General features: G+C 32.2%; 16 protein-coding genes. 14 read left to right on the top strand and 2 right to left on the bottom strand.

What is annotated here, in order from left to right; genetic code table 11:
• The first annotated feature begins 36 nt into the window (after positions 1 to 36).
• The 6 genes from COL05_RS03625 to COL05_RS03595 all read left to right on the top strand — a co-directional run bounded on the left by COL05_RS03625 (position 37) and on the right by COL05_RS03595 (position 10,299).
• Positions 37 to 1,863, top strand: a complete 1,827-nt coding sequence (locus COL05_RS03625; protein ID WP_098667615.1) for an APC family permease — start codon at positions 37 to 39, stop codon at positions 1,861 to 1,863.
• A 593-nt stretch (positions 1,864 to 2,456) separates the two neighbouring features.
• Entirely contained in the window at positions 2,457 to 3,617 is a 1,161-nt protein-coding gene (gene nheA, locus COL05_RS03615; RefSeq protein ID WP_098667613.1) for a non-hemolytic enterotoxin NHE subunit A, read from the top strand.
• Positions 3,618 to 3,648: 31 nt separating this feature from the next.
• Positions 3,649 to 4,857, top strand: a complete 1,209-nt coding sequence (gene nheB / locus COL05_RS03610) for a non-hemolytic enterotoxin NHE subunit B (protein WP_042512898.1) — start codon at positions 3,649 to 3,651, stop codon at positions 4,855 to 4,857.
• Positions 4,858 to 5,015: 158 nt separating this feature from the next.
• Complete coding sequence (gene nheC / locus COL05_RS03605; RefSeq protein WP_098667612.1) at positions 5,016 to 6,095, top strand: non-hemolytic enterotoxin NHE subunit C; 1,080 nt, start codon at positions 5,016 to 5,018, stop codon at positions 6,093 to 6,095.
• A 1,710-nt stretch (positions 6,096 to 7,805) separates the two neighbouring features.
• On the top strand, positions 7,806 to 8,471 hold the full coding sequence (locus COL05_RS03600; protein WP_098667611.1) for an aquaporin: 666 nt from the start codon (positions 7,806 to 7,808) through the stop codon (positions 8,469 to 8,471).
• A gap of 1,030 nt (positions 8,472 to 9,501) precedes the next feature.
• Complete coding sequence (locus tag COL05_RS03595) at positions 9,502 to 10,299, top strand: cell wall hydrolase (RefSeq protein ID WP_098667610.1); 798 nt, start codon at positions 9,502 to 9,504, stop codon at positions 10,297 to 10,299.
• A gap of 168 nt (positions 10,300 to 10,467) precedes the next feature.
• Here COL05_RS03595 and COL05_RS03590 read toward each other — a convergent pair whose 3' ends face one another.
• Positions 10,468 to 11,889, bottom strand: a complete 1,422-nt coding sequence (locus tag COL05_RS03590) for an AcpB/EbpR/MafR family transcriptional regulator (RefSeq protein ID WP_098667609.1) — start codon at positions 11,887 to 11,889, stop codon at positions 10,468 to 10,470.
• A 618-nt stretch (positions 11,890 to 12,507) separates the two neighbouring features.
• On the opposite strand from COL05_RS03590, the gene COL05_RS03585 reads away from it, so the two are divergent.
• Positions 12,508 to 13,515 carry an MBL fold metallo-hydrolase gene (locus COL05_RS03585; protein WP_098667608.1) on the top strand — a complete coding sequence of 336 codons (1,008 nt, stop codon included), beginning with the start codon at positions 12,508 to 12,510 and terminating at the stop codon, positions 13,513 to 13,515.
• A gap of 340 nt (positions 13,516 to 13,855) precedes the next feature.
• Here COL05_RS03585 and COL05_RS31170 read toward each other — a convergent pair whose 3' ends face one another.
• Positions 13,856 to 14,032 carry a hypothetical protein gene (locus COL05_RS31170; protein WP_180233421.1) on the bottom strand — a complete coding sequence of 59 codons (177 nt, stop codon included), beginning with the start codon at positions 14,030 to 14,032 and terminating at the stop codon, positions 13,856 to 13,858.
• A 707-nt stretch (positions 14,033 to 14,739) separates the two neighbouring features.
• Between COL05_RS31170 and COL05_RS03580 the strand changes: the two genes are divergently transcribed.
• From COL05_RS03580 to COL05_RS03555, 7 genes are all read left to right on the top strand, one after another.
• Complete coding sequence (locus COL05_RS03580; RefSeq protein WP_098667607.1) at positions 14,740 to 15,192, top strand: hypothetical protein; 453 nt, start codon at positions 14,740 to 14,742, stop codon at positions 15,190 to 15,192.
• Positions 15,193 to 15,870: 678 nt separating this feature from the next.
• Positions 15,871 to 17,169, top strand: coding sequence for a hypothetical protein (locus tag COL05_RS03575; protein WP_098667606.1), 1,299 nt, complete (start codon positions 15,871 to 15,873; stop codon positions 17,167 to 17,169).
• Positions 17,170 to 17,339: 170 nt separating this feature from the next.
• The gene (locus COL05_RS03570; RefSeq protein WP_098667605.1) at positions 17,340 to 18,527 is read left to right on the top strand and encodes a M20 family metallopeptidase; all 1,188 of its coding nucleotides are present in this window, start codon (positions 17,340 to 17,342) and stop codon (positions 18,525 to 18,527) included.
• Between the two features lie 12 nt (positions 18,528 to 18,539).
• A complete protein-coding gene (locus COL05_RS03565) occupies positions 18,540 to 18,740 on the top strand; it encodes a DUF3311 domain-containing protein (RefSeq protein ID WP_098667604.1) in 201 nt (66 codons plus the stop codon).
• The gene (locus tag COL05_RS03560; RefSeq protein ID WP_098667603.1) at positions 18,737 to 20,224 is read left to right on the top strand and encodes a sodium:solute symporter family protein; all 1,488 of its coding nucleotides are present in this window, start codon (positions 18,737 to 18,739) and stop codon (positions 20,222 to 20,224) included. The genes COL05_RS03565 and COL05_RS03560 overlap by 4 nt, the downstream gene beginning before the upstream one ends.
• 674 nt (positions 20,225 to 20,898) lie before the next feature.
• Positions 20,899 to 21,027: a hypothetical protein gene (locus COL05_RS31685; RefSeq protein ID WP_257152528.1), complete on the top strand. Its 129-nt coding sequence runs from the start codon at positions 20,899 to 20,901 to the stop codon at positions 21,025 to 21,027.
• Positions 21,028 to 21,161: 134 nt separating this feature from the next.
• Positions 21,162 to 21,788 carry a LysE family translocator gene (locus COL05_RS03555; RefSeq protein WP_098667602.1) on the top strand — a complete coding sequence of 209 codons (627 nt, stop codon included), beginning with the start codon at positions 21,162 to 21,164 and terminating at the stop codon, positions 21,786 to 21,788.
• Positions 21,789 to 21,938 lie beyond the last annotated feature (150 nt).

Below are 21,938 nucleotides of genomic sequence, written 5' to 3'. Positions count from 1 at the left end.
AAAAGTTCGTACAAAATTATTGGAGAGTGGACATCATTGGTTTCATCTATTAAAAGATTTTTAATTGGAAGACCGTTAAAATCAACTGAGCTTGGAGAACAAAAGCTCAATAAAACGAAGGCGTTAGCTATTTTATCTTCTGACGCATTGTCATCGGTTGCATACGGACCAGAGCAAATTTTAATTGCTTTAGCAGGTCTTGGAGCGATTGCTTATTGGTATTCAATTCCGATCGCTGTTGGGGTATTAGTATTATTGACAGCCCTTATTTTATCTTATCGTCAAATTATTTTTGCTTATCCGCATGGCGGAGGCGCGTATGTTGTATCAAAAGAAAATTTAGGGATGAATCCAGGGTTAATAGCTGGAGGATCTTTATTAGTCGATTATATTTTAACTGTTGCGGTAAGTGTGTCAGCGGGTACAGATGCGCTCACATCAGCTTTTCCTAGTTTACATGCACATAATGTAATCATTGCGATTATATTTGTTATATTTATTACGATATTAAATTTGAGAGGGGTAACGGAATCAGCTTCCGTTTTAGCATATCCTGTTTATTTATTTGTTCTAGCACTATTTATATTAATTGGTGTAGGTATATATAATATTATAACTGGTCAAGTTTCACCGACATTACACACGCCAATTGGAACTCCGGTTGCGGGTATTAGTTTGTTTTTACTTCTACGAGCATTTGCATCGGGTAGTTCGGCTTTAACAGGTGTTGAGGCGATCTCTAACGCAATTCCAAACTTTAAGGATCCTGCACCTAACAATGCTGCAAAAACATTGCTCGCAATGGGGGCTTTACTTGCCGTTTTATTTTCAGGAATTGTTTTTTTAGCTTATTATTATGGAATTACTCCAAGTAAAGAGGTAACAGTTGTTTCACAAATTGCTGAACAAACTTTTGGACGTAATTTCATGTACTATTTCATACAAGGTACAACGGCTTTAATATTAATACTTGCTGCTAATACAGGTTATTCTGCATTTCCACTATTAGCAGTTAACCTTGCAAAAGACAAATTTATACCGAGAATGTTTACGATAAGAGGAGACCGTCTAGGTTACTCAAACGGTATTATTATACTTGGAATTGCATCAATTATTTTAATTGTAGCTTTCCAAGGACAAACGGAACATTTAATCCCGTTATATGCAGTAGGCGTATTTATTCCATTTACCCTTTCTCAAAGTGGTATGGTATTAAAATGGCTTCGTGAAAAACCAGAAGGATGGGCTTTACGATTAACAGTCAATTTAATTGGTGCAGTCATTAGTTTTATCGTAATGAGTATGTTCTTTTTAACTAAGTTCGCACAAGTTTGGTCAATCCTTATTTTCTTACCTGTTATTATCTTCTTGTTCCACCGAATTAAGAAGCATTATGATGCAGTAGGAGACCAACTAAGTTTAAAAACTTGTGAACGGATTGTTCCGATTGAAGGAAATGTAATTGTCGTTCCTGTAGCTGGTATGACACATGTGGTAGAAAACTCATTGAACTATGCAAAGTCTCTTTCAGCAGATCAAGTTATCGCTGTATATGTTGCTTTTGACAGAGAAGAGGAAAAGAAATTTGAAGAGAAATGGAAGAAGTGGCAACCTGAAGTAAGACTTGTTACTTTACATTCTCATTATAGAAGTATTATTCAACCGCTAACAAAGTTTATTGATACAGTGCAATATAAAGCGAGTGAATCAAATTACCGTGTTACTGTCGTTATACCACAGTTTATTCCGAAAAAAGGTTGGCATAACATTCTTCATAATCAGTCTAGTTTACTCATTCGTGCGTATTTACTCTATAAAAGAAATGTTGTTATTACGACAGTTCCATATCATTTGAAAAAGTAAGAAGATTTTTTAAGGATAGCTTTACGTAAGTGAAGTTATCCTTTTTATGTATACACTATGCATAATTGCATACGAACCTAAAAGATATATTAATATAATTTTTGTGTCTGTAAATAAGTAGGGATTTTTGTTGTGATATATGGATATTTCAATTAAAAAAATGAAGAGGATTATATTTTGAAATAAGGACAATAAAACTTGAAAATAAAGGGAATGAAAATACTTCTTTACGTTATATAAATAGCTGTGTTTAAATGACCTTACAGTACAAAACTTACATGAAAACAAAACGAAATTTCATATTTACGTACGTTTTTTAGTTTATAATGAATAATATTTTTATGTAATATATTCACTGTGTGAATGTGGGAATGGCTATAAAATAGAAAGTTTATACAATATTATTCATACTAATCACATATGAAATGTTTTATAACAATAAGTAAGTACTGTAGCAATAAAAGTTGAGAGAGGTGGTTCATCCATGGATCGCGGTGAGAACGTTCTCTATTTTAACCATCTCAAATTATATGCAAGAAAATAGAATAATACAATGCGATAGTAATAGTTGCTAATACATAGGAGGAGTTAAAGTGAAAAAGACTTTAATTACAGGGTTATTGGTTACGGCAGTATCTACGAGTTGCTTCATTCCTGTAAGCGCTTACGCTAAGGGGGGGCAAACAGAAGTGAAGACAGTATATGCACAAAATGTAATTGCTCCAAATACATTATCTAATTCAATTAGAATGTTAGGATCACAGTCACCACTTATACAAGCATATGGACTAGTGATTTTACAACAGCCAGACATTAAGGTGAACGCGATGAGTAGTTTGACGAATCATCAAAAGTTTGCAAAGGCAAATGTAAGAGAGTGGATTGATGAATATAATCCGAAGCTAATCGACTTAAATCAAGAGATGATGAGATATAGTACTAGATTTAATAGTTATTATAGTAAGCTCTATGAACTAGCGGGAAAAGTAAATGAAGATGAACAGGCAAAAGCAGATTTTACAGGCGCATATGGAAAATTACAATTGCAAGTAGAAAGCATCCAAGAGAGTATGGAGCAAGATTTATTAGAGCTAAATCGATTTAAAACAGTATTAGACAAAGATAGTAATAACTTATCTATAAAGGCTGATGAAGCAATAAAAACACTACAAGGATCAAGTGGAGATATTGTGAAGTTAAGAGAAGATATTAAAAGAATTCAAGGGGAAATTCAAGCTGAACTAACTACTATATTGAATAGACCTCAAGAAATTATTAAAGGTTCTATTAATATCGGTAAACAAGTATTTACAATTACAAATCAAACTGCACAAACGAAAACGATTGATTTCGTTTCTATCGGTACTTTAAGTAATGAAATTGTAAATGCTGCCGATAGTCAAACGAGGGAAGCGGCTCTTCGCATTCAGCAAAAGCAAAAAGAGCTACTACCACTTATTCAAAAATTATCACAAACTGAAGCAGAGGCGACACAAATTACATTCGTTGAAGATCAAGTAAGTAGTTTCACTGAACTAATCGATCGTCAAATTACCACTTTAGAAACGTTATTAGCAGATTGGAAAGTTCTAAACAATAATATGATCCAAATTCAAAAGAATGTTGAAGAAGGCACATATACAGATAGTAGTTTACTTCAAAAACATTTCAATCAAATTAAAAAAGTAAGTGATGAAATGAATAAGCAAACAAATCAATTTGAAGATTACGTTACAAACGTTGAAGTACATTAAAAATAAGTAACGATATAGGGAGAGAAGAAAAATGACAAAAAAACCTTATAAAGTAATGGCTCTATCAGCACTTATGGCAGTATTTGCAGCAGGAAACATTATGCCAGCCCATACGTATGCAGCTGAAAGTACAGTGAAGCAAGCTCCAGTTCATGCGGTAGCAAAAGCTTATAATGACTATGAGGAATACTCATTAGGACCAGAAGGCCTAAAAGATGCAATGGAAAGAACAGGTTCAAACGCTTTAGTAATGGATCTGTACGCTTTAACAATTATTAAACAAGGGAATGTTAACTTTGGAAATGTATCGTCTGTTGATGCGGCTTTAAAAGGGAAAGTGATTCAGCACCAGGATACAGCTAGGGGAAATGCGAAGCAATGGCTAGATGTATTGAAGCCACAGCTTATTTCAACGAATCAAAATATCATTAATTACAATACGAAATTCCAAAACTATTACGATACTTTAGTTGCTGCGGTAGATGCAAAAGATAAAGCGACTCTTACGAAAGGTTTAACTAGATTATCAAGTAGTATTAATGAAAATAAAGCGCAAGTAGATCAGTTAGTAGATGACTTGAAGAAATTCCGAAATAAAATGACGTCCGATACGCAAAACTTCAAGGGAGACGCAAATCAAATTACATCTATTTTAGCTAGTCAAGATGCAGGAATCCCGCTTCTGCAAAATCAAATTACAACGTACAATGAAGCAATTAGTAAATATAATGCAATTATTATCGGTTCATCAGTTGCGACAGCTCTAGGGCCAATTGCCATTATTGGTGGTGCAGTAGTGATTGCTACAGGTGCAGGAACGCCGTTAGGAGTCGCGTTAATTGCAGGTGGTGCAGCAGCTGTAGGCGGTGGTACAGCTGGTATCGTATTAGCGAAGAAAGAACTTGATAATGCACAAGCTGAAATTCAAAAAATAACAGGACAAGTTACAACTGCTCAATTAGAAGTAGCTGGGTTAACGAACATTAAGACACAAACTGAGTATTTAACAAATACAATTGATACTGCAATTACAGCGTTGCAAAACATTTCAAACCAATGGTACACAATGGGATCAAAATACAATTCTTTACTTCAAAATGTAGATTCAATTAGCCCGAATGACCTTGTTTTCATTAAAGAAGATTTAAACATTGCGAAAGATAGCTGGAAAAACATTAAAGACTATGCAGAAAAGATTTATGCTGAAGATATTAAAGTAGTAGATACGAAAAAAGCTTAATCAAATACGAATCGTTAGAGCGTTACGTATTGATGAAAGATTTGAAGCTCCTGTTCAGTTGTGAGCAGGAGCTTTTTATCCCACTTTAATGNNGTCCGATTGGTGAGGGCTGATTAAAGTTTCACTTTATACCCTTATAAAGAAAATAGGTGAAAAGAATGCAGAAACGATTTTATAAAAAATGTCTTTTAACGTTTATGATTGCTGGGGTGGCAACGGGTAATGCATTTCCTTTACATCCTTTTGCAGCAGAACAAAATGTAAAAACATTGCAAGAAAGTACGAAAAATTATTCGTTAGGGCCAGCTGGATTCCAAGATGTAATGGCGCAAACGACATCGAGCATATTCGCAATGGACTCCTATGCAAAATTAATTCAAAATCAGCAAGAGACTGATTTGAGTAAAATAAGTTCGATTAATAGTGAGTTTAAAGGAAATATGATTCAGCACCAACGAGATGCAAAAATTAACGCGGCGTATTGGTTAGATCATATGAAGCCGCAAATTATGAAAACGGATCAAAATATTATTAATTACAATAATACTTTTCAAGCGTATTATAATAGCATGCTAATTGCGATTGATCAAAAAGATAGCGTAAAGTTAAAAGCGGATTTAGAAAAATTGTACGCGGATATTGTAAAGAATCAAAATGAGGTAGATGTATTATTAGGAGATTTGAAAGCCTTTCGTGATAGAATGGCGAAAGATACAAATAGCTTTAAAGAGGATACAAATCAACTAACCTCGATTTTGGCAAGTACGAATGCTGGTATCCCCGCTCTAGAGCAACAAATCAATACATATAATGATTCAATTAAAAAGAGTAATGATATGGTCATTGCTGGTGGCGTACTTTGCGTAGCGTTAATAACATGCCTTGCTGGCGGACCGATGATTGCCGTCGCGAAAAAAGATATCGCAAATGCAGAACGAGAAATCGCCAATTTAAAGGATAGAATTTCTGGCGCACAAGCAGAAGTCGCAATATTGACAGATGTAAAAAATAAAACAACAAACATGACTGAAACGATTGATGCAGCAATTACAGCGTTGCAAAACATATCAAATCAATGGTATACAGTAGGGGCAAAATATAATAATTTATTACAAAACGTAAAAGGAATCAGCCCTGAAGAGTTTACCTTCATAAAGGAAGATTTACATACAGCGAAAGATAGCTGGAAAGATGTAAAAGATTATACAGAAAAATTACATGAAGGCGTGGCGAAGTAAACAGTGGACTAGTTCCGCTGTTTATTTTTTATCCTGTTTTTTGTGAGGGGTGGACTTGTAATTTGATATGTAAATTTGCCATGTTTTTTATCTATGTTATTAATAACATTTAGACAAATTGATACTAATAACATAGATGAATTTTTGATGGGGTACCATCAGAAAAATGCGGATTTACAACGCTAAGTCCATTTTCAAGCCGATCCCCTCATTTTTAACAAGGTTAAGAAAGTTTCAATGGTCTTAAAGAATGTAACGAGATCATTTTTTGAATTAAAATGGTATTCTCCAAGTAAATTAAAGAATAATTATTAAACAAAGTAAAGGTAGAAGTTGAAATAAGTAAATTGTTTTCAATCTTATAAAAATAATATATTTTATAGCTCTTTTTTATTATTGTAATACCCTAATCATTTGCAGCAGAATAGGGAAAAAAAGATACCCTAAGGTGCCTTCCTCCGAATTGATATTAACCATGTTAAATGCTTGCCGGTGCATCGATTGAAACATTGATAGTAGTAGGACTTCCGAAAATAGAGATTTTTACAGTATCAACTACTATCTCATTACTATCTTCTAATTTAGTTCTTTTTGTACCCGATTTACTAATCAATTTGAAGTGAATATAACCGTTAGTTAGTGACTTAGGTTTCTTGAATTTGATTTTCTTAATATCCTGGTATTATATCTCTACAATCCTCTTGCTAATGCCCAACACTTTTGAAGATTTGAAAGCGATTTGTTCATTATCGACGATTAAAACCCAGTTATAAGTCCTGAATTATTTCATCTTTATATCTCTCAAATAAAATGTTTAAAGTAAGTATAACAAATTAAGGTCATCCATTTTGTTATACATTTTTCCTTTGTAAAGCGTAAAAAGTAATGAATAGAACGATTGGATTATAAGAAGGCAATATCCAAAGTAATGTGAGATGCGTATGTTAATAATTTTTAATTTGAAAGTCTAGTTGCATCTTACGTTAAGGAAGTTCTTTTGCAGTTATAACTATCTTGTTAGAAAATAGGGTCTAAGCTTCAGATGACAAGAATGGAAGTCATTCAAATAGAAACGAATCCAGTAATAAAACATTTAGTCAAAAAGGATCTTCTTAAAAAATTTATTAATATTTGTTTTCTAACTAAAATAAAAACCAAAATTATATACTTTTCAGGAAAGTTAACGGAAGGTGACATTAATTGAATTAAAATTTGTATTTATCATTTGAATTAACCTTTACTGTTTCTATAAGTTCATGTTGTATACTGAAATTCGGTAGTAACAATAGAAAATAGGAAATCAGACAAAAACAGTAATCTATGTAGAGCCAGAGGTTACTTATAAATTTTTTACTATTCTTAAATATGAGAAGTTTATTATAGGTAATGTAGATTAATTAGTGGAATAGGTATTGGTAACGATAGGATAAAAAAGTCAAAATGAATAATTTTCGTTATAAATTTACCGCTTAACCGGAAAAAATGTAGCGAAAATACTATTTTGTGTTTGTTATAATTTAATTGAGTTTTTTATGAACTGTATTGTATTTATTTAAGTTCAGTATCTTATTCACTGTGTTTTAAAAAGCATTCACTTGTAATAAAAGTGAATGCTTTTTAATTTGTAGTTCTATTAAAGAGAACTTAATTAGCATGAAACGATTTAAAACCCTATAAAATCGTTTCATGCATATTTAAAGGAGGAAAATCATGATAAACAAAGCAATTGCTGAATGTATTGGCACATTTGTATTGGTACTATTTGGAACTGGAACAGCTGTAATAGGTGGAGGAGTGGAAGGAATCGGTATTTTAGGAATTGCGATGGCCTTTGGATTATCAATTGTTGCTATGGCATATAGCATTGGAACAATTTCTGGTTGCCATGTTAATCCTGCGGTATCTATTGCCATGTTTATAAATAAACGAATGACGGCTAAGGAGCTTGCGTATTATATAGTAGCACAAATCTTAGGTGCTTTATTAGGAACTGTAACCTTAGTAACCATTTTAAAATCATCGGGAATGGCATTAAGTAACTTAGGTCAGAATAGTTTTGGGAATTTAGGGGCAGCGGGTTCATTCATAGTTGAATTCGTGTTAACATTTGTCTTTATTTTAGTTATTATCGCTGTAACTGGTAACAAGGGGATTACTAATTTAGCTGGAATTGTAATTGGTCTTACTTTAGTGTTAGTGCACTTATTAGGTATCTCATTAACAGGAACTTCTGTGAATCCTGCACGTAGTTTTGCACCGGCATTATTTGTTGGTGGAGAAGCTATTTCTCAATTATGGGTATTCATTATTGCTCCAATCTTAGGTGGAATCGCTGCTGCTATGGTGGGGAAATCTTTATTGAATACTGAGAAATAACATTATCTATTTTTTAATAAACATGTTGTCTTATAATAATCATAATGTGATAAAATAGTATCCACTTCAAGTAGTAAGAGAAAACGTTCTATTTTGCTATGATTTGAAAATGCCTCCAATTGGAATTGGAGGCATTTTCATTTAATATAAGAAAATATGTAGGGTTAATAAAATTCATTAATTTAGTGAGTCTTCTATATAAATACAAAAATAGCCGGTACTCGAATTGAGTATCGGCTATTTTTCCGTGTCATAATATCTATTATTGCTTTCCCATCTTTGCAATTATATTATAACTTAATGGGAGTTGTTAAACGTTTTCATTTTTTCCTCTAATAAGGAAATTTAAGAAAACTTATTGAAAAGGATCTGTGTAATAATAATAACTGACAACTAAATATGTTGTCTCCTTAAAAATTGCAAGAGCAAGATCCCTTATTGTAAACCTCTTCTGCATTCCTAGCCAGAAGAGGTTTCTTCCAATATAAATAGAGAATCTATCTTGCTTCCTCCTTTACTTTTGCTAATATGAAAAACTAAGATATTCGAAATTGATTATTATTAGAATCAATGATATACCTTTGTGTATTATTAAAAAATGATTTAAAAAATAAGAATAATGTGATGCGAAATTTCCGTATCAAGGGAAAAATCATTAATTTTTTGAAGAATTACTTTGATAGAATAAATATAAGAAGTTTTTCTTTGGTATTCGTCTCATGTGCCTAAAAAATTTGTATATAAAAAAACAAACATATCCAATGTATGTTTGTTTTTTTTGTAGCTAATTAAGAAATATTTTTGACTAGATTAATAATAGGTATTTAAAATAGCTTCAATACAATTAATGAGAATAGTAATGCTTGAAATATAAACATGCATTTTAATATCATCGGCAATTCAACTATGTATATAGAAATACAAATGCAATGACTTAAATTATATGTTTTGTTACGCTATAACTAGCTTGATTTGTTTTCAGCTGAAACATAATAAAGCTTATTTAAATATTTTTAGGAGGTTTTTTTGAATGAAGTTATGTAAGGTGAAAACCTGGTTACCACTATCTGCAGCAATGATTACAATAATATCAAATCCAGTAGGGGTTGCAGCCTCAACAGTCTATACGGTTCAAAAGAATGATACTATGGAAGCGATAAGTAAACAATATGGAGTATCCGTACAATTACTTAAACAAGCTAATAGCAAAGCAAATAATCAAATTAACATTGGAGAACGTTTAACAATACCAAGATCGTCAACTGCAAACGAGTATGTTCAAAAGAATACTTCAACAGCTTCAACTGATACATATCAAGCAATTTACCAAGTGAAAAGCGGAGATACATTAAGTTCTATATCACAACAATATAAGGTTTCAATAGAGTCTATAAAACAAAACAATAAAATAGACGGAAATCATATTTTTGTCGGTCAGCACTTAAAGATCAATACTGATATTTCATTACAAGAAGTGGACTTAATGGCTCGATTAGTAAATGCAGAAGCAGGAGGGGAACCTTATACAGGGAAGGTTGCGGTTGCAAAGGTAGTGTTAAATCGGGTTAACACTAATGGCTTTCCAAATACAATTAAAGACGTAATTTATGAACCCATTAAAAACGGTTATGCATTTACTCCTGTTACAGACGGTAGGATTAATCAGCCTGCTACTCAGGAAGCAAGAATGGCAGTAGAAGAGGCTCTCACTTCCAAAGAAACAAATTCGGATTGGCTCTATTTCTATAATCCTCAAACGTCCACTGACAAATGGATTACAACACGTCAAACCGTGGCACAAATTGGAAATCATCTGTTTGCTAAATAATAATTGAAGTTTATTAAACTGTTACTATCTTTCATTTATATGCGTTTGCGTGTTAAAATTCATTTCATTATGTCAAGAATAAACCGACTCACTTTGTTTTTTTGCGTGAGTCGGTTTATTTGGAAGAAAATCAGGATTTGCTACCCCATGTTGTTATAACATGAAATTTTAATCAAATAGTAAATCATTAATATCTTGGATATCTCTTTTAGTAATAAATTGATGAATGAAATAAACCGGTGAATTATTAGGATAAGAAGTTGTTCTATCATTGGTAATTATAAGATCGTATTTTGTTGAATTGTCTAGGTTTAAATGAATATTTATAGATTCTTCAAAGTGTGCCTTTAAAGTCATATTGGCAAGTTTTGCATACGCTGGATTTCCAGAAAAAGAAAATAATACATTCTTTCTGGAATAGGTGGAGTAAAGAATATGAATTGTGTGTTGTGCTAGGTGACTAATGTCATTTTCATTAAATTTATTCTCGTTGATAGTAGTATTCCACTTAGAAATAATAAGATGATTTGTATCATACATTTCTTTTAAGCTGGAAACTAGGTAATTTGGCTGTGTATAAAAGCAGTCCATTGAGAATTTATACTGTTTAGCAACATAAAGTTTATAAAAATAGATACATAATTCTGATTTTAAATAGTCACTTTTGATAGTATGTCTTTTATTATTAGAAATAATCATATCCACAAGCTTTAAAAAATCTTGATAATAGTTTTCGTTTTTTTTCTCAAGATATTTAAGGGTTTTGACTTTTTGTTGCGTAATACTAGTTGAACAAAGAAAGAAAGCAAGATTTAATGTGTCTATTTCGTCCTGAGGTAGGTTCACCATACAGTAATCCTCAATGATAGAAATTATTTCATTGAAACAAAGTGATTGTTCAAATGTAAAAATAACAGGGAACTTAATTTTAGTATCTGCGAAATGATTGCCAATAATTCTCTGAATAGAGACATAAATAATTACTTTTAATAAATTAGAATCTATGTTTACATTATGCGAATTAAGAGTGTTGTTAATATTTTCCGTTAAATCGTTTGGTAGTGAAATTACATTTGTATACTGTTCTATACTAAAGAAAAAAGCTTTATAAAGAAATCTTATATTGATTTCTTCTCCGTTAATTTTAATCAAGCCTAGTTTAAATTCTAAATTATTGGGAGTTAATATAGATTTTTCAAAATCCTTTAAATTACTCCGTAATGTGGATTTATTTATATATAAAATTTGTGACCACTTTTCTAAAGAATAATACTTATTTATGAATATTTCTGTAAGGATTTTGAAAACCATACTGTCTTTTATGGATGACATAATAATTGGAGAAAGACTGTCAGTTGTTGGTTTTTGTAACATGTAGCCCCTAGATTTTTCTCCGATTATATCCCAAGTTTCAGGAAGCGAAATATTAAGTTCACTAATTTCACTTGTAATAGTCCGATTTGAACAGTTAATTTGTTTTGCCAATTCAATGGAGGATATGGATTTTTGTTCTCCACTTAGTATTTCAAGGATTTGAATTTTTCTTTTTGCAGATTTGTTATAAATTAAGTTTGATACAAGTATATTCATAAATTGTCTCTCCTAAAGCTATTCCTAAAAATTTACATAGCTTTACAAAATACCCTGAATTTATTTTACAAACATAAGATTGTAATGGCTAGTAAAAAATCTTCAATTTATTTATGTTGTAATTTTCGTTTTTTTTATAAATTGTCATATTTTTTATAGTGGGAATTTACAGTTAATTATACTTTTGAAATCTACAAAGCTGTAATTACTTTCTTTTATGGGAAGTGATGTGACTTTATAGAAAAAGTCGCTGGATTGTGATTCAGAACTGTTTATCTTTTGCGTTGTGTATGTCCTATCATTAAACTGTTTGAAATACCTGATCAGAGGATACGTGAAAAAGAAAGATTTAGAAGAGAAAGGTAATATTAAGTTGCTGTAATGCTTTAGAAAACAATTGTAATTCATCAGAAATCGATAACCTCATACGAAAAACGCGACACTTTCTGTATATTTCTACAAAAAGAATCGCGTTTTTTGTTTTATGGAGACAATTTTTTAGCTTGATGGAGATGTGTTGGTACCCCATTTATGGAATGAATATGTTTGGTTATCCGGTAATATCGCTGTAAAATATGTGTTAATAATATATTATGTCTAGAAAAGGAGATTGTTTTTTTGAAATATATATTAAGAAAAAAAGTTAAGGGTATTTTTATAGGGTTATTAGTATTGGTGATAATTCCTTCCATTTTTGTTTATTATAAATTTTTAACGCCTTCAGCAGATATTCAGCAATACAAGGAATATTATGCTCCAAAGACAATACAAAAAGTATTGAATCAAGGAGAGGTAAAGGTCACATTTTTAGGAACATCATCATTATTATTTGATGATGGTAATACACAATTAATGATTGATGGTTTTATTTCTAGGCCATCTTTACCAAGGATAGTGTTTAGCAGTTTAAAAACAGATGAAGATACTGTAGATAGAGTTTTTAATAGAATAGGGGTTGATAATAATAAACTTAAGGGATTGTTTATCGCACATACACACTATGATCATGCATTTGATTTAGCTTATATTGCTAAACGAACTAGAACATATGTATATGGTTCAGAATCAACAATCAATGTAGGTCTTGGTGGTGGTATAAATAAGAAACAGATGTCTGTATACGAGATAAATAAGGCTATAGAGTTTGGTGACTTTACTATGACTGTCCTTCCGTCAAAACATTCACCAACCTTTGACGAAGGGGAAAAAATAACGAAGCCATTAAAACAACCAGCTAAAGCTTTAGATTATCATGAGGACTCTTCATATGATTTCTTAATTACACATAATAATAAAGCTTTCCTTGTTAAGCCAAGTGCTAACTATATAGAAGGGGGATTAGATAATATTCAAGCTGATGTTTTATTTTTAGGAGTAGGGGGATTAGGAAAGCAGGAAAGTACGTTTCTAAATATGTATTACGAACAAACGGTAGGAAAGGTGCAACCAAAACTTGTTATTCCAATACATTGGGATAATTTCACTAAACCATTGGCAGATACTCTGGAAGTAATGCCTAAATATGCAGATAATGTTAATAATGGATTGGATTTTATAATTCAAAGGACAAAAGCAGATAAAATTGATTTTCAAATACTTCAAGGTTTTCAAAGTATGTATTTCTAAAAGGAGGAGCGTCCATTAATAAAGAAAAGGCACCCTAATGTGTCTTTCTCCGACTTGAAAAACACATTAAATTTAATAATATGAGTGGTGCTGGAAAAAGCTATAGGATCTAAGCCTATTTTTATAATAAAAGCGACGAACTCAAATTATAAGAATGGACTGGTTTATTGTACGAAATATTGTTTGAAATGGTTACGAATAAAAGAGCAGCTAGCAAAAGCTAACTGCTCGGCTGGTTCTCCAAAAGGGGGAGAGGAGAAAGGTTAGGGACTTCATTAAATAAGTTATAGCTATCGCCTAGTTATATTATTGACAGAATATTAAGTTTTTATTCAAGCGATTATGTTACATGTTTGACGATATAGTCTTTTATTAGTAAAAAAGCTGCAAGGAGAAACATTACGTCAATCGAGAACCAAAACATATCTTTTTGAGGTTTTTTAAACTCTGATATTATGGAAAACATTAAAAATAAAGCAACGGCTATTACAATACAAAGTTTAATTTTATCAGACATTTATAGCACTCCTAATATTTAATCTTTTTTATTATATAGTTATTTCCAATGTGGAGGAATTTAAAAAATGTAATCAATCGAATAAATTAAAATTCTATTTTTGCGTATATTAACGAAAAAATAGATGAAAACTCAAAGTGTGATTATGCGATAATCGATATGTTAAGTTCATTTGAGTGTACAACAAGATGAAAAACATGTGAGATGTCGGTCATATTTTTCTGTACGTTGAAAGGTGTTTAAAATACCCTACCCTAGTGTATTTATTATACATAGCACTACTTTTGATGAAAAGCTCTGTTTATCCAAGGCAGGGCTATTTATCATTTAAGTCGATTAACTGAGTGCTTTCGTTCTATTTATACTCTTTATAAAATTTGCAATGGATCCTTATGATGGTTATTTTGTTGGAATGAAAGTGTAGAAAAAGTAAGCAACAGAAGAAACTTATTAAACATGTAAGAAATAATAGCTTTTATGATAGTCTAATGTGAGGTCAAGGGGAAATAAATTTTAGAAACTAATGAAAAAATATGAAATAGAATTGGATTTGTCAATGAGGAGGCTTATATGCACTCAATTGGTGTAGGGAAGTTAGAATAACACCAAACTACTATAAAGATTATCCTAGATGAAAGGATAGAGGAAGTTTACGGTGTGATTCACCTATTAACGTATTTATCATAAAAAGTAAGAGGAGAGATATTATGGAGAAAGTATTAGATACCTTTAAAAATCGTTTAGGAAAATCAGTAGGTTCATTAATTGTAATCATTATAGGTATTGTGGCGATTTTTGGATTTCAAGAAATAAGAATAGAAACAGTAAAAGGCTTTTATAGAAGTATATTTAATGGCCGGGGAAGTTTAGACATGATGTGGACATTGGCGATAAATCTTTTAAGTTTAGTTTTTAATATTGTAATGATATGGCTATGGTTAAAAGATATATTGAAAGATAACTATGAGGATATGGATCCTACAACTGTAAGAGTTGTATCAATAATTGTAGCAATGATTCATGTTATATTTTCACTTATGTTCATTACCTATGTTTTTTCTAACTTATTGGGAATCGTGGTAGGTATTTTGATCTTCGCTGTAATTATTTGGGTACTTTATTTAGGAGTTAAAAGAAGAAGAAATAAGGACCGAAAATAATGAGGATAATTTCATTATAAGCAGTATACCAGAGAGAACCTAACCGAAACGGAAGGGTTCTTTTTGGTATCCAAAAGTAGATACCTCTATTAGGATGAATCACTTTGAATGGCCATGAGTTCGGTGAATAGATAAAGTTTATTTCATGTTTATAATCGCTATGAAATTGGTATATTAAATAAATAGAATAGCATCTAGGGCAACGGCAGGTAATGGATTTGTGATTGCTCATGGGAATAGTGCAGACGGTATTGCAAAGTTTCAGTCTGGGGATATATAATTTTAAATTTATATAAAAATGAAGAGACACATGAACTGGTTGCTTATGCAGCTGTAATTGATGGTCAGTACTTAGATGGGTATGTGAAAATTAAAAAGTCTAGTAACATTTTGATAAGAGAGTTAAAAGGAGCAATAGCTATACATTGCTCTTTTTTTATGTATCTCTAACATATGGTGACATGAAGCGATAGGGGGATGTTTTAGAGTAACTATTTTATACCTCCGCATTTTCAAGAGAGAGATCTTCTGTCGGAGAATGAGAAGGTATAAAAATTAGAACTTTAGGCAAGGGATAACTGCCTTATAATCGTAAGTCCTAAGTTTAAGTTATATAGTATACTATATGTATCCTATATAATATGAGTACATATATATGGTAAAGGCGGTGAATATAGTATGTATAAAGTTGGATTAATCGGTTTAAAAACTTCTATAGATCAGATTCTAGGCATGGTAGAAGAATACAAACATGAGTTGGAATTTACCTCTTATTCCTATGATCAAATAGAGGAAATAGAGGAAATTGTAAATGAATATACTCCTCATGTCCATGCGTGGCTTTTTTCTGGCCCGCTTCCCTATGAAATTGCAAAAAAATATATAGGCACCGATAAAATAATGGTTTATGTTCCTGCTACAGAATCAGGCTTATATAAATCTCTTTTAGAGATGATTTATGAACAGGGGAGAATTATTGAGAAACTAAGTATCGATACAATGTCTTTAAATAATATTAGTGAAGAAGCTTTATCACAGTTACATATAAAGAAGTCACAGATTTATACGAAAGTATTTGATTTGGATATTGATATGGAGGAATTATTAAATTTTCACATGGATTTATGGAAAAAAGGAAAAATATCAGGAGTCTTAACTTGTTTCCCGTCAGTATGTGATTCCCTAAGAGAGCGTGGAATTCCATCTTATAGAATGTCGATGAGTAAGATGGAAATTCGCCAGACACTCAGAATACTTTCTGAGAAAGTAAAAGCCGCCTATTTTAAAGATGCACAAATTGGTGTCGAAATCATTGAAGTTGAGTATTTTAATAAAGTTGCGGAGGAAATGAAGACTCCATATCATTTGCAATACTTGGAGATTAGATTGAAAGAAATAATGATTCAGCTTGGTGAAACAATTAACGGGTCTGTTTCAGATAAGGGCAACGGTAGATATATGATTTTTAGTTCTCGTGGTGCAATTGAAAGAGAAATACAGATGCTGCAAGATGCTATTCAGAGATTAGCGTTTGAAGCAGATACAACTGTTGCCGTTGGAATTGGTTTTGGTGAGACTGCATATTCGGCAGAAATTAGTGCTTTTCGTGCAATTCAGCATTCTAAGGGAATGAAAAAGCGTGGGATTGTAATTGTTCAAGATGATGGTACAATTGTTGAATCGCCGGGTGATAAAAAAGAATTAAGTTTTACAATTCGTACCCAAAGTGAATTCCTTTTAGAGAAATTAAAAAAAGGAAATATAAGTGTGAAAACGTATAAAAAAATATCGGCTCTTATAGATAAAATGAAATGGAATTGCTTCACAACAAAGGAATTAGCGACACATCTTGAGATGACAGAACGGAATGTGAGACGTATTGTTACGGATATGTGTGAGGTTGAATTGGCACAATGTATCGGGCAAGAGACCTATGCAACACGTGGGAGACCAAGTAAAATTTATCGATTGTTATAAGCATCCATTAGGGGTGCTTATTTGTTTTGTAATTCATACAAGATTTTATTTATCTGAAAATATTGAAATTTCTTTTAATAACTACTATACTTCATTTAAGGAATTTTTTCCTTAAATACACCTAAAATAGAATTTCTAATGAAGTTTAAATTGAAAAGGAGTTGAAATACATGTCTCAAATAGAAAGAGTTCATAATTTAATTGAAAATATTCAAGGTGAAGTTGTTAGTTGGAGGAGGCATTTGCACAAATATCCGGAACTATCATTTCAAGAAGAAAATACTGCACAATTTGTTTTTGAAAAGCTACAAAGCTTTGGTAATCTAGAAATTTCACGTCCGACAAACACAAGTGTTATGGCTCGTTTGATTGGTAAGCAGCCAGGAAAGGTAATTGCATTACGGGCAGATATGGATGCGCTTCCAATTGTGGAGGAGAATGATTTTGACTTTGTGTCACAGAAGAAAGGCGTAATGCATGCTTGTGGACATGATGGACATACGGCAATGTTACTGGGTACGGCATGGGTTCTTGCACAATTAAAAAATCAAATTAAAGGGGAGGTTCGTTTTATATTTCAACACGCTGAAGAACTTCCACCTGGTGGTGCTCAAGAGTTAGTACAAGCTGGTGTACTAAATGGAGTAGATATGATTGTTGGAAGTCATCTGTCGTCGGCGCTTCCTGTGGGTAAGATCGGCTTAAGTTACGGTCCAATGATGGCTGGAGCAGATACTTTTAATATTACGGTGTTAGGTGAAGGAGGACACGCATCGCAACCTGAATTAACGATTGACCCCATTGTAATTGGAACTCAAATTGTTACTAATCTCCAACATATTGTTTCGAGATATCGAGACGCTCAGGAAACACTTGTAATTTCAGTGACTCAGTTTAATGCAGGAGGTGCAATTAATGTTATTCCAGATAAGATAAGCATAGGGGGATCTGTTAGAAGTTTTAATCCACAATTAAGAGAAAAAGTTCCAACTTTTATCGAACGAATAGTAAAGGGAATTACAGAAGCACATGGAGCTACATATGAATTCAATTATCAGTTTGGCTATGGTCCGACTATAAACGATGAAGAAGTAACAAGATTGATGGATGAGACAGTATGTGAAGTATTTAGTGAAGACAATCGAGAGATTTTAAAACCAATTATGGGGAGTGAAGATTTCTCTGCCTACCAATATATGACTCCATCATCTTATATTTTTATAGGGGCTCGTAATGAAGAAAAAGGAATTATCTATCCTCACCATCATCCCAGATTTACTTTTGATGAACAAGCTTTACGATATGGAGTACAGTTATTAGTTCACGGTACTTATAAGATGCTAAACCTAGCGTATTAGGGGGATAAAAGTATGAAAATCATACATTGGCTTAGCTTTATTCCATTCTTAGGGTTTGTTGTAGGGGCTTTATTTACAAATAAGGTAAATCCTTATGTTTTCGGAATGCCATTCTTCCATTTTTGGATTGTACTTTGGTCACTTATAACTACAGTTATCTTAGCGATTATTTATAAAATAGATCCCACTAACCGGAAAGGGGATTCAAGATGAATATTTCAGTGTTATTCATTTTATGTTTTTTCGTCATCCCTATTTTGATTAGTATTCGTGCTAAAAAGGGGCAAGAAATGGATTTAGAACAATGGTCGGTTGGAGGTCGTGGAATGGGAGCCCTGTTGATTTTCCTTCTGTCTGCAGGCGAAATGTATACGACCTTTACCTTTTTAGGTGCAAGTGGTTCAGCTTATGGAGAGGGGGGATCTATTTTTAGTATCATAACATATGGTTGTTTAGCAACGGTAATCTCCTACTGGACCTTTCCTGTTATTTGGAGGTATGCAAAGAAACATAAGTTAGTTTCACAGTCGGACTTTTTCGTGAAAAAATATCAAAGTCCTTATCTTGGGGTACTTGTTGCAGTTATTGGTGTAATAGCCTGTACATGCTATTTAGTACTGCAATTGAAGGGATTAGGATATATCGTTTCTGCAACATCTTACGGTGCTATATCTTCTACAACAGCTATTTGGTTTGGAGCGATAGGGGTAACTGTTTTTGTGATGGTTTCTGGTATTCATGGCTCTGCGCAAACATCGATTTTAAAGGATATTTTAATTCTTGGGATTGTCGTATTTTTAGGACTTTATTTTCCTATTCATTATTATGGCGGGATTCAACCTATGTATGAGGCAATTGAAAAAGTAAAACCAGCCTTTACCATACTGCCTGAACAGGGGATGAGTATATCATGGTATATATCAACGGTAATATTAAGCTCTATTGGATTTTATATGTGGCCACATGGTTTTTCCCCCATTTTTGCTGCATCAAGTGAAAAAGCATTACGAAAAAATGCAATTTTAATGCCAATGTATCAATTAATTTTACTGTTTGCCTTTTTCGTTGGATTTGCTGCAATCTTGCGGATGCCAGGATTAAATGGTAGTGATATTGATACTATCTTGCTGCAATTGTCTAAACAAGCTTTTGACCCATGGTTTGTTGGGGTAATTGGCGGAGCGGGAGTATTAGCGGCACTAGTACCAAGTTCATTATTATTAATGGCAATATCAACATTGCTTGCCAAAAATATATATCAAGTATTTAATCCATCTGTAACAGAAATGCAGCTTAGCAAATTGGTAAAATACTTAGTCCCATTTATTTCTCTTGTAGGAATTTATTTGACCTTTAAAGGAGGGAATACCCTGTTTAGTCTAGCTTTAATTGCTTATAACTTCATTACACAACTCGCTCCTGCATTTTTTGCGAGTTTGATGAGAAAAAACTTTGTGACTAAACAAGGGGCATTTGCTGGGATTATTACAGGAGGGGTGTTAGTCTCGATTATGGACTTGGGTAATATTGGTATTAGTAAACTATTCCCAGGTTTTCCTCAGGTTATTAAAGATTTGAATGAAGGGATTATCGCTTTATTTGTGAATATTGTAGTTTTAGTAATTGTCAGTTTGATGACTAAAAATATTTCAAATGTTAATCGGGACAAGACAATTGTAATTGAGAGTAAGACCTAATTTGATTTTAAAGGGGATTACTGTAAAAAGATAAGGGGTTGACGAAAGGATAACTGATGCATGGTTACTCTTTTGTAATATTTATTTTCTGCTTAAAAGGAAAAAATATAAATATTTAAGTGGTGAACTTATGTGAAAATAAATAAGTGGGCTCATTCCACTTTTTAATAGTAACTTCATATACGGGGAAGGGTTTTCCTTTCCTTTGAGCGTAGAGCAAATGAAAGGCAGTCGGGTAATATTATATTCTTCTGCTGTACGTTGAAAGGTGCGGAAACACCAGAATAAAGATTATTTATGGCTTTTATAATTCCTATTTTTTAAAATCCTGCATATTCCTATATCTTAGGATTCCAGTTTTTGTCATTTAAGAGTAACTAATGGGTTGCTCTTTTTTGTCATAAAAGTAACCTTTAATTATATTATAGATATATATAGTGTAATGTTAATAAAACGATAAAGAGGAGATTACAACATTAAATAATGAAGAACAAGATATTTCTTTGGTAGTATGGAGCGCTCCTCAAGAAGATTTAAAGGCTATTGCCGAAAGTGAAGATAACAAACTTTATTTTTAAGTGAAGACTTTAAAAATATTAAATTAGTTACAGTAACATTTGAGTAAAATAAAAAGCATCCATTCGGGTGCTTTTTATTTTGGAGGAGGATGAATGATGAGTGAACAGAAGAATGCATTATCAGTAAGGGGGGCGTGGATACGAAATAAGCGAATGAAAGCATGTAAAGAATTAACTGATTTGGTTAATGAATGTGTGGAAGTATTTGAAAAGTTGGGTTTTTAATATTGGAATTTCCTTATCGTTGTAAATCCGCATTTTCCTGTCGGATCCCTTGATCAAGTCTTTTATATTTAATGTTTTAATGAAAAAAGCTATACTGTAAGCAAAACTAAAAATTGGAAAGGAAATACTAGAACATGGAAAATTATCTATTATTTATTCTTACAGCAATGTTAATCATAATGATGCCTGGTCCTGGTTTTGCACTAGTTACAAAAAACACTATCTCGCATGGTAAAAATGGTGGGATAAAGACTGTTTTAGGAACGATATCTGGAATGATGATTCATACAATAATGGCTACGTTAGGACTCTCTGCTATCCTAATGAAATTTGCTATGTTATTTACATTTATAAAATATGCTGGGGCTTTTTATTTAATTTACTTAGCTGTAAAGTCAATTAAAAGTGCCTTACATAAAAAAGAAGATATGTCAGGTCCAATAGAAATGGACTCTAAGAGTATTGGGGCAATTAAAAGCTTTAGACAAGGATTTACTACGGCAATTTTAAACCCAAAAACTGCTGTGTTTTTCCTTAGTTTTTTACCTCAATTTATTGTAAGTAATCAAAATCATTTCCTCCAATTTCTTTTATTAGGAGTCACATTTACAACTTTGACAGCAATATGGTATTTACTTTACATCTCACTCATACGTCAATTAAGAACTTTTTTAAGAAAAGAAAGAGTAAACCGTACAATAGAGGGTATTACGGGCGCGGTATTATTAGTATTTGGAGTGAGATTGTTTTTCCAAAAATAAATATGTATATGAAAAGAAAAATAATCACTATTGATTATTTCTTTTATTTATCCCGCGTTAACGGACAGTAAAACTCCCACCTCAAAATTCAGTTGAAGCAAAGAAGTTAGGTGGGAGATCGACTGTCCGTAAACGTCCGATTGGTGAGGG

The sequence above is a fragment of the Bacillus sp. AFS059628 genome (genome assembly GCF_002571225.1).
Classification (GTDB): Bacteria; Bacillota; Bacilli; order Bacillales; family Bacillaceae_G; genus Bacillus_A.
This window is presented reverse-complemented; position numbering and strand designations above follow the sequence as displayed.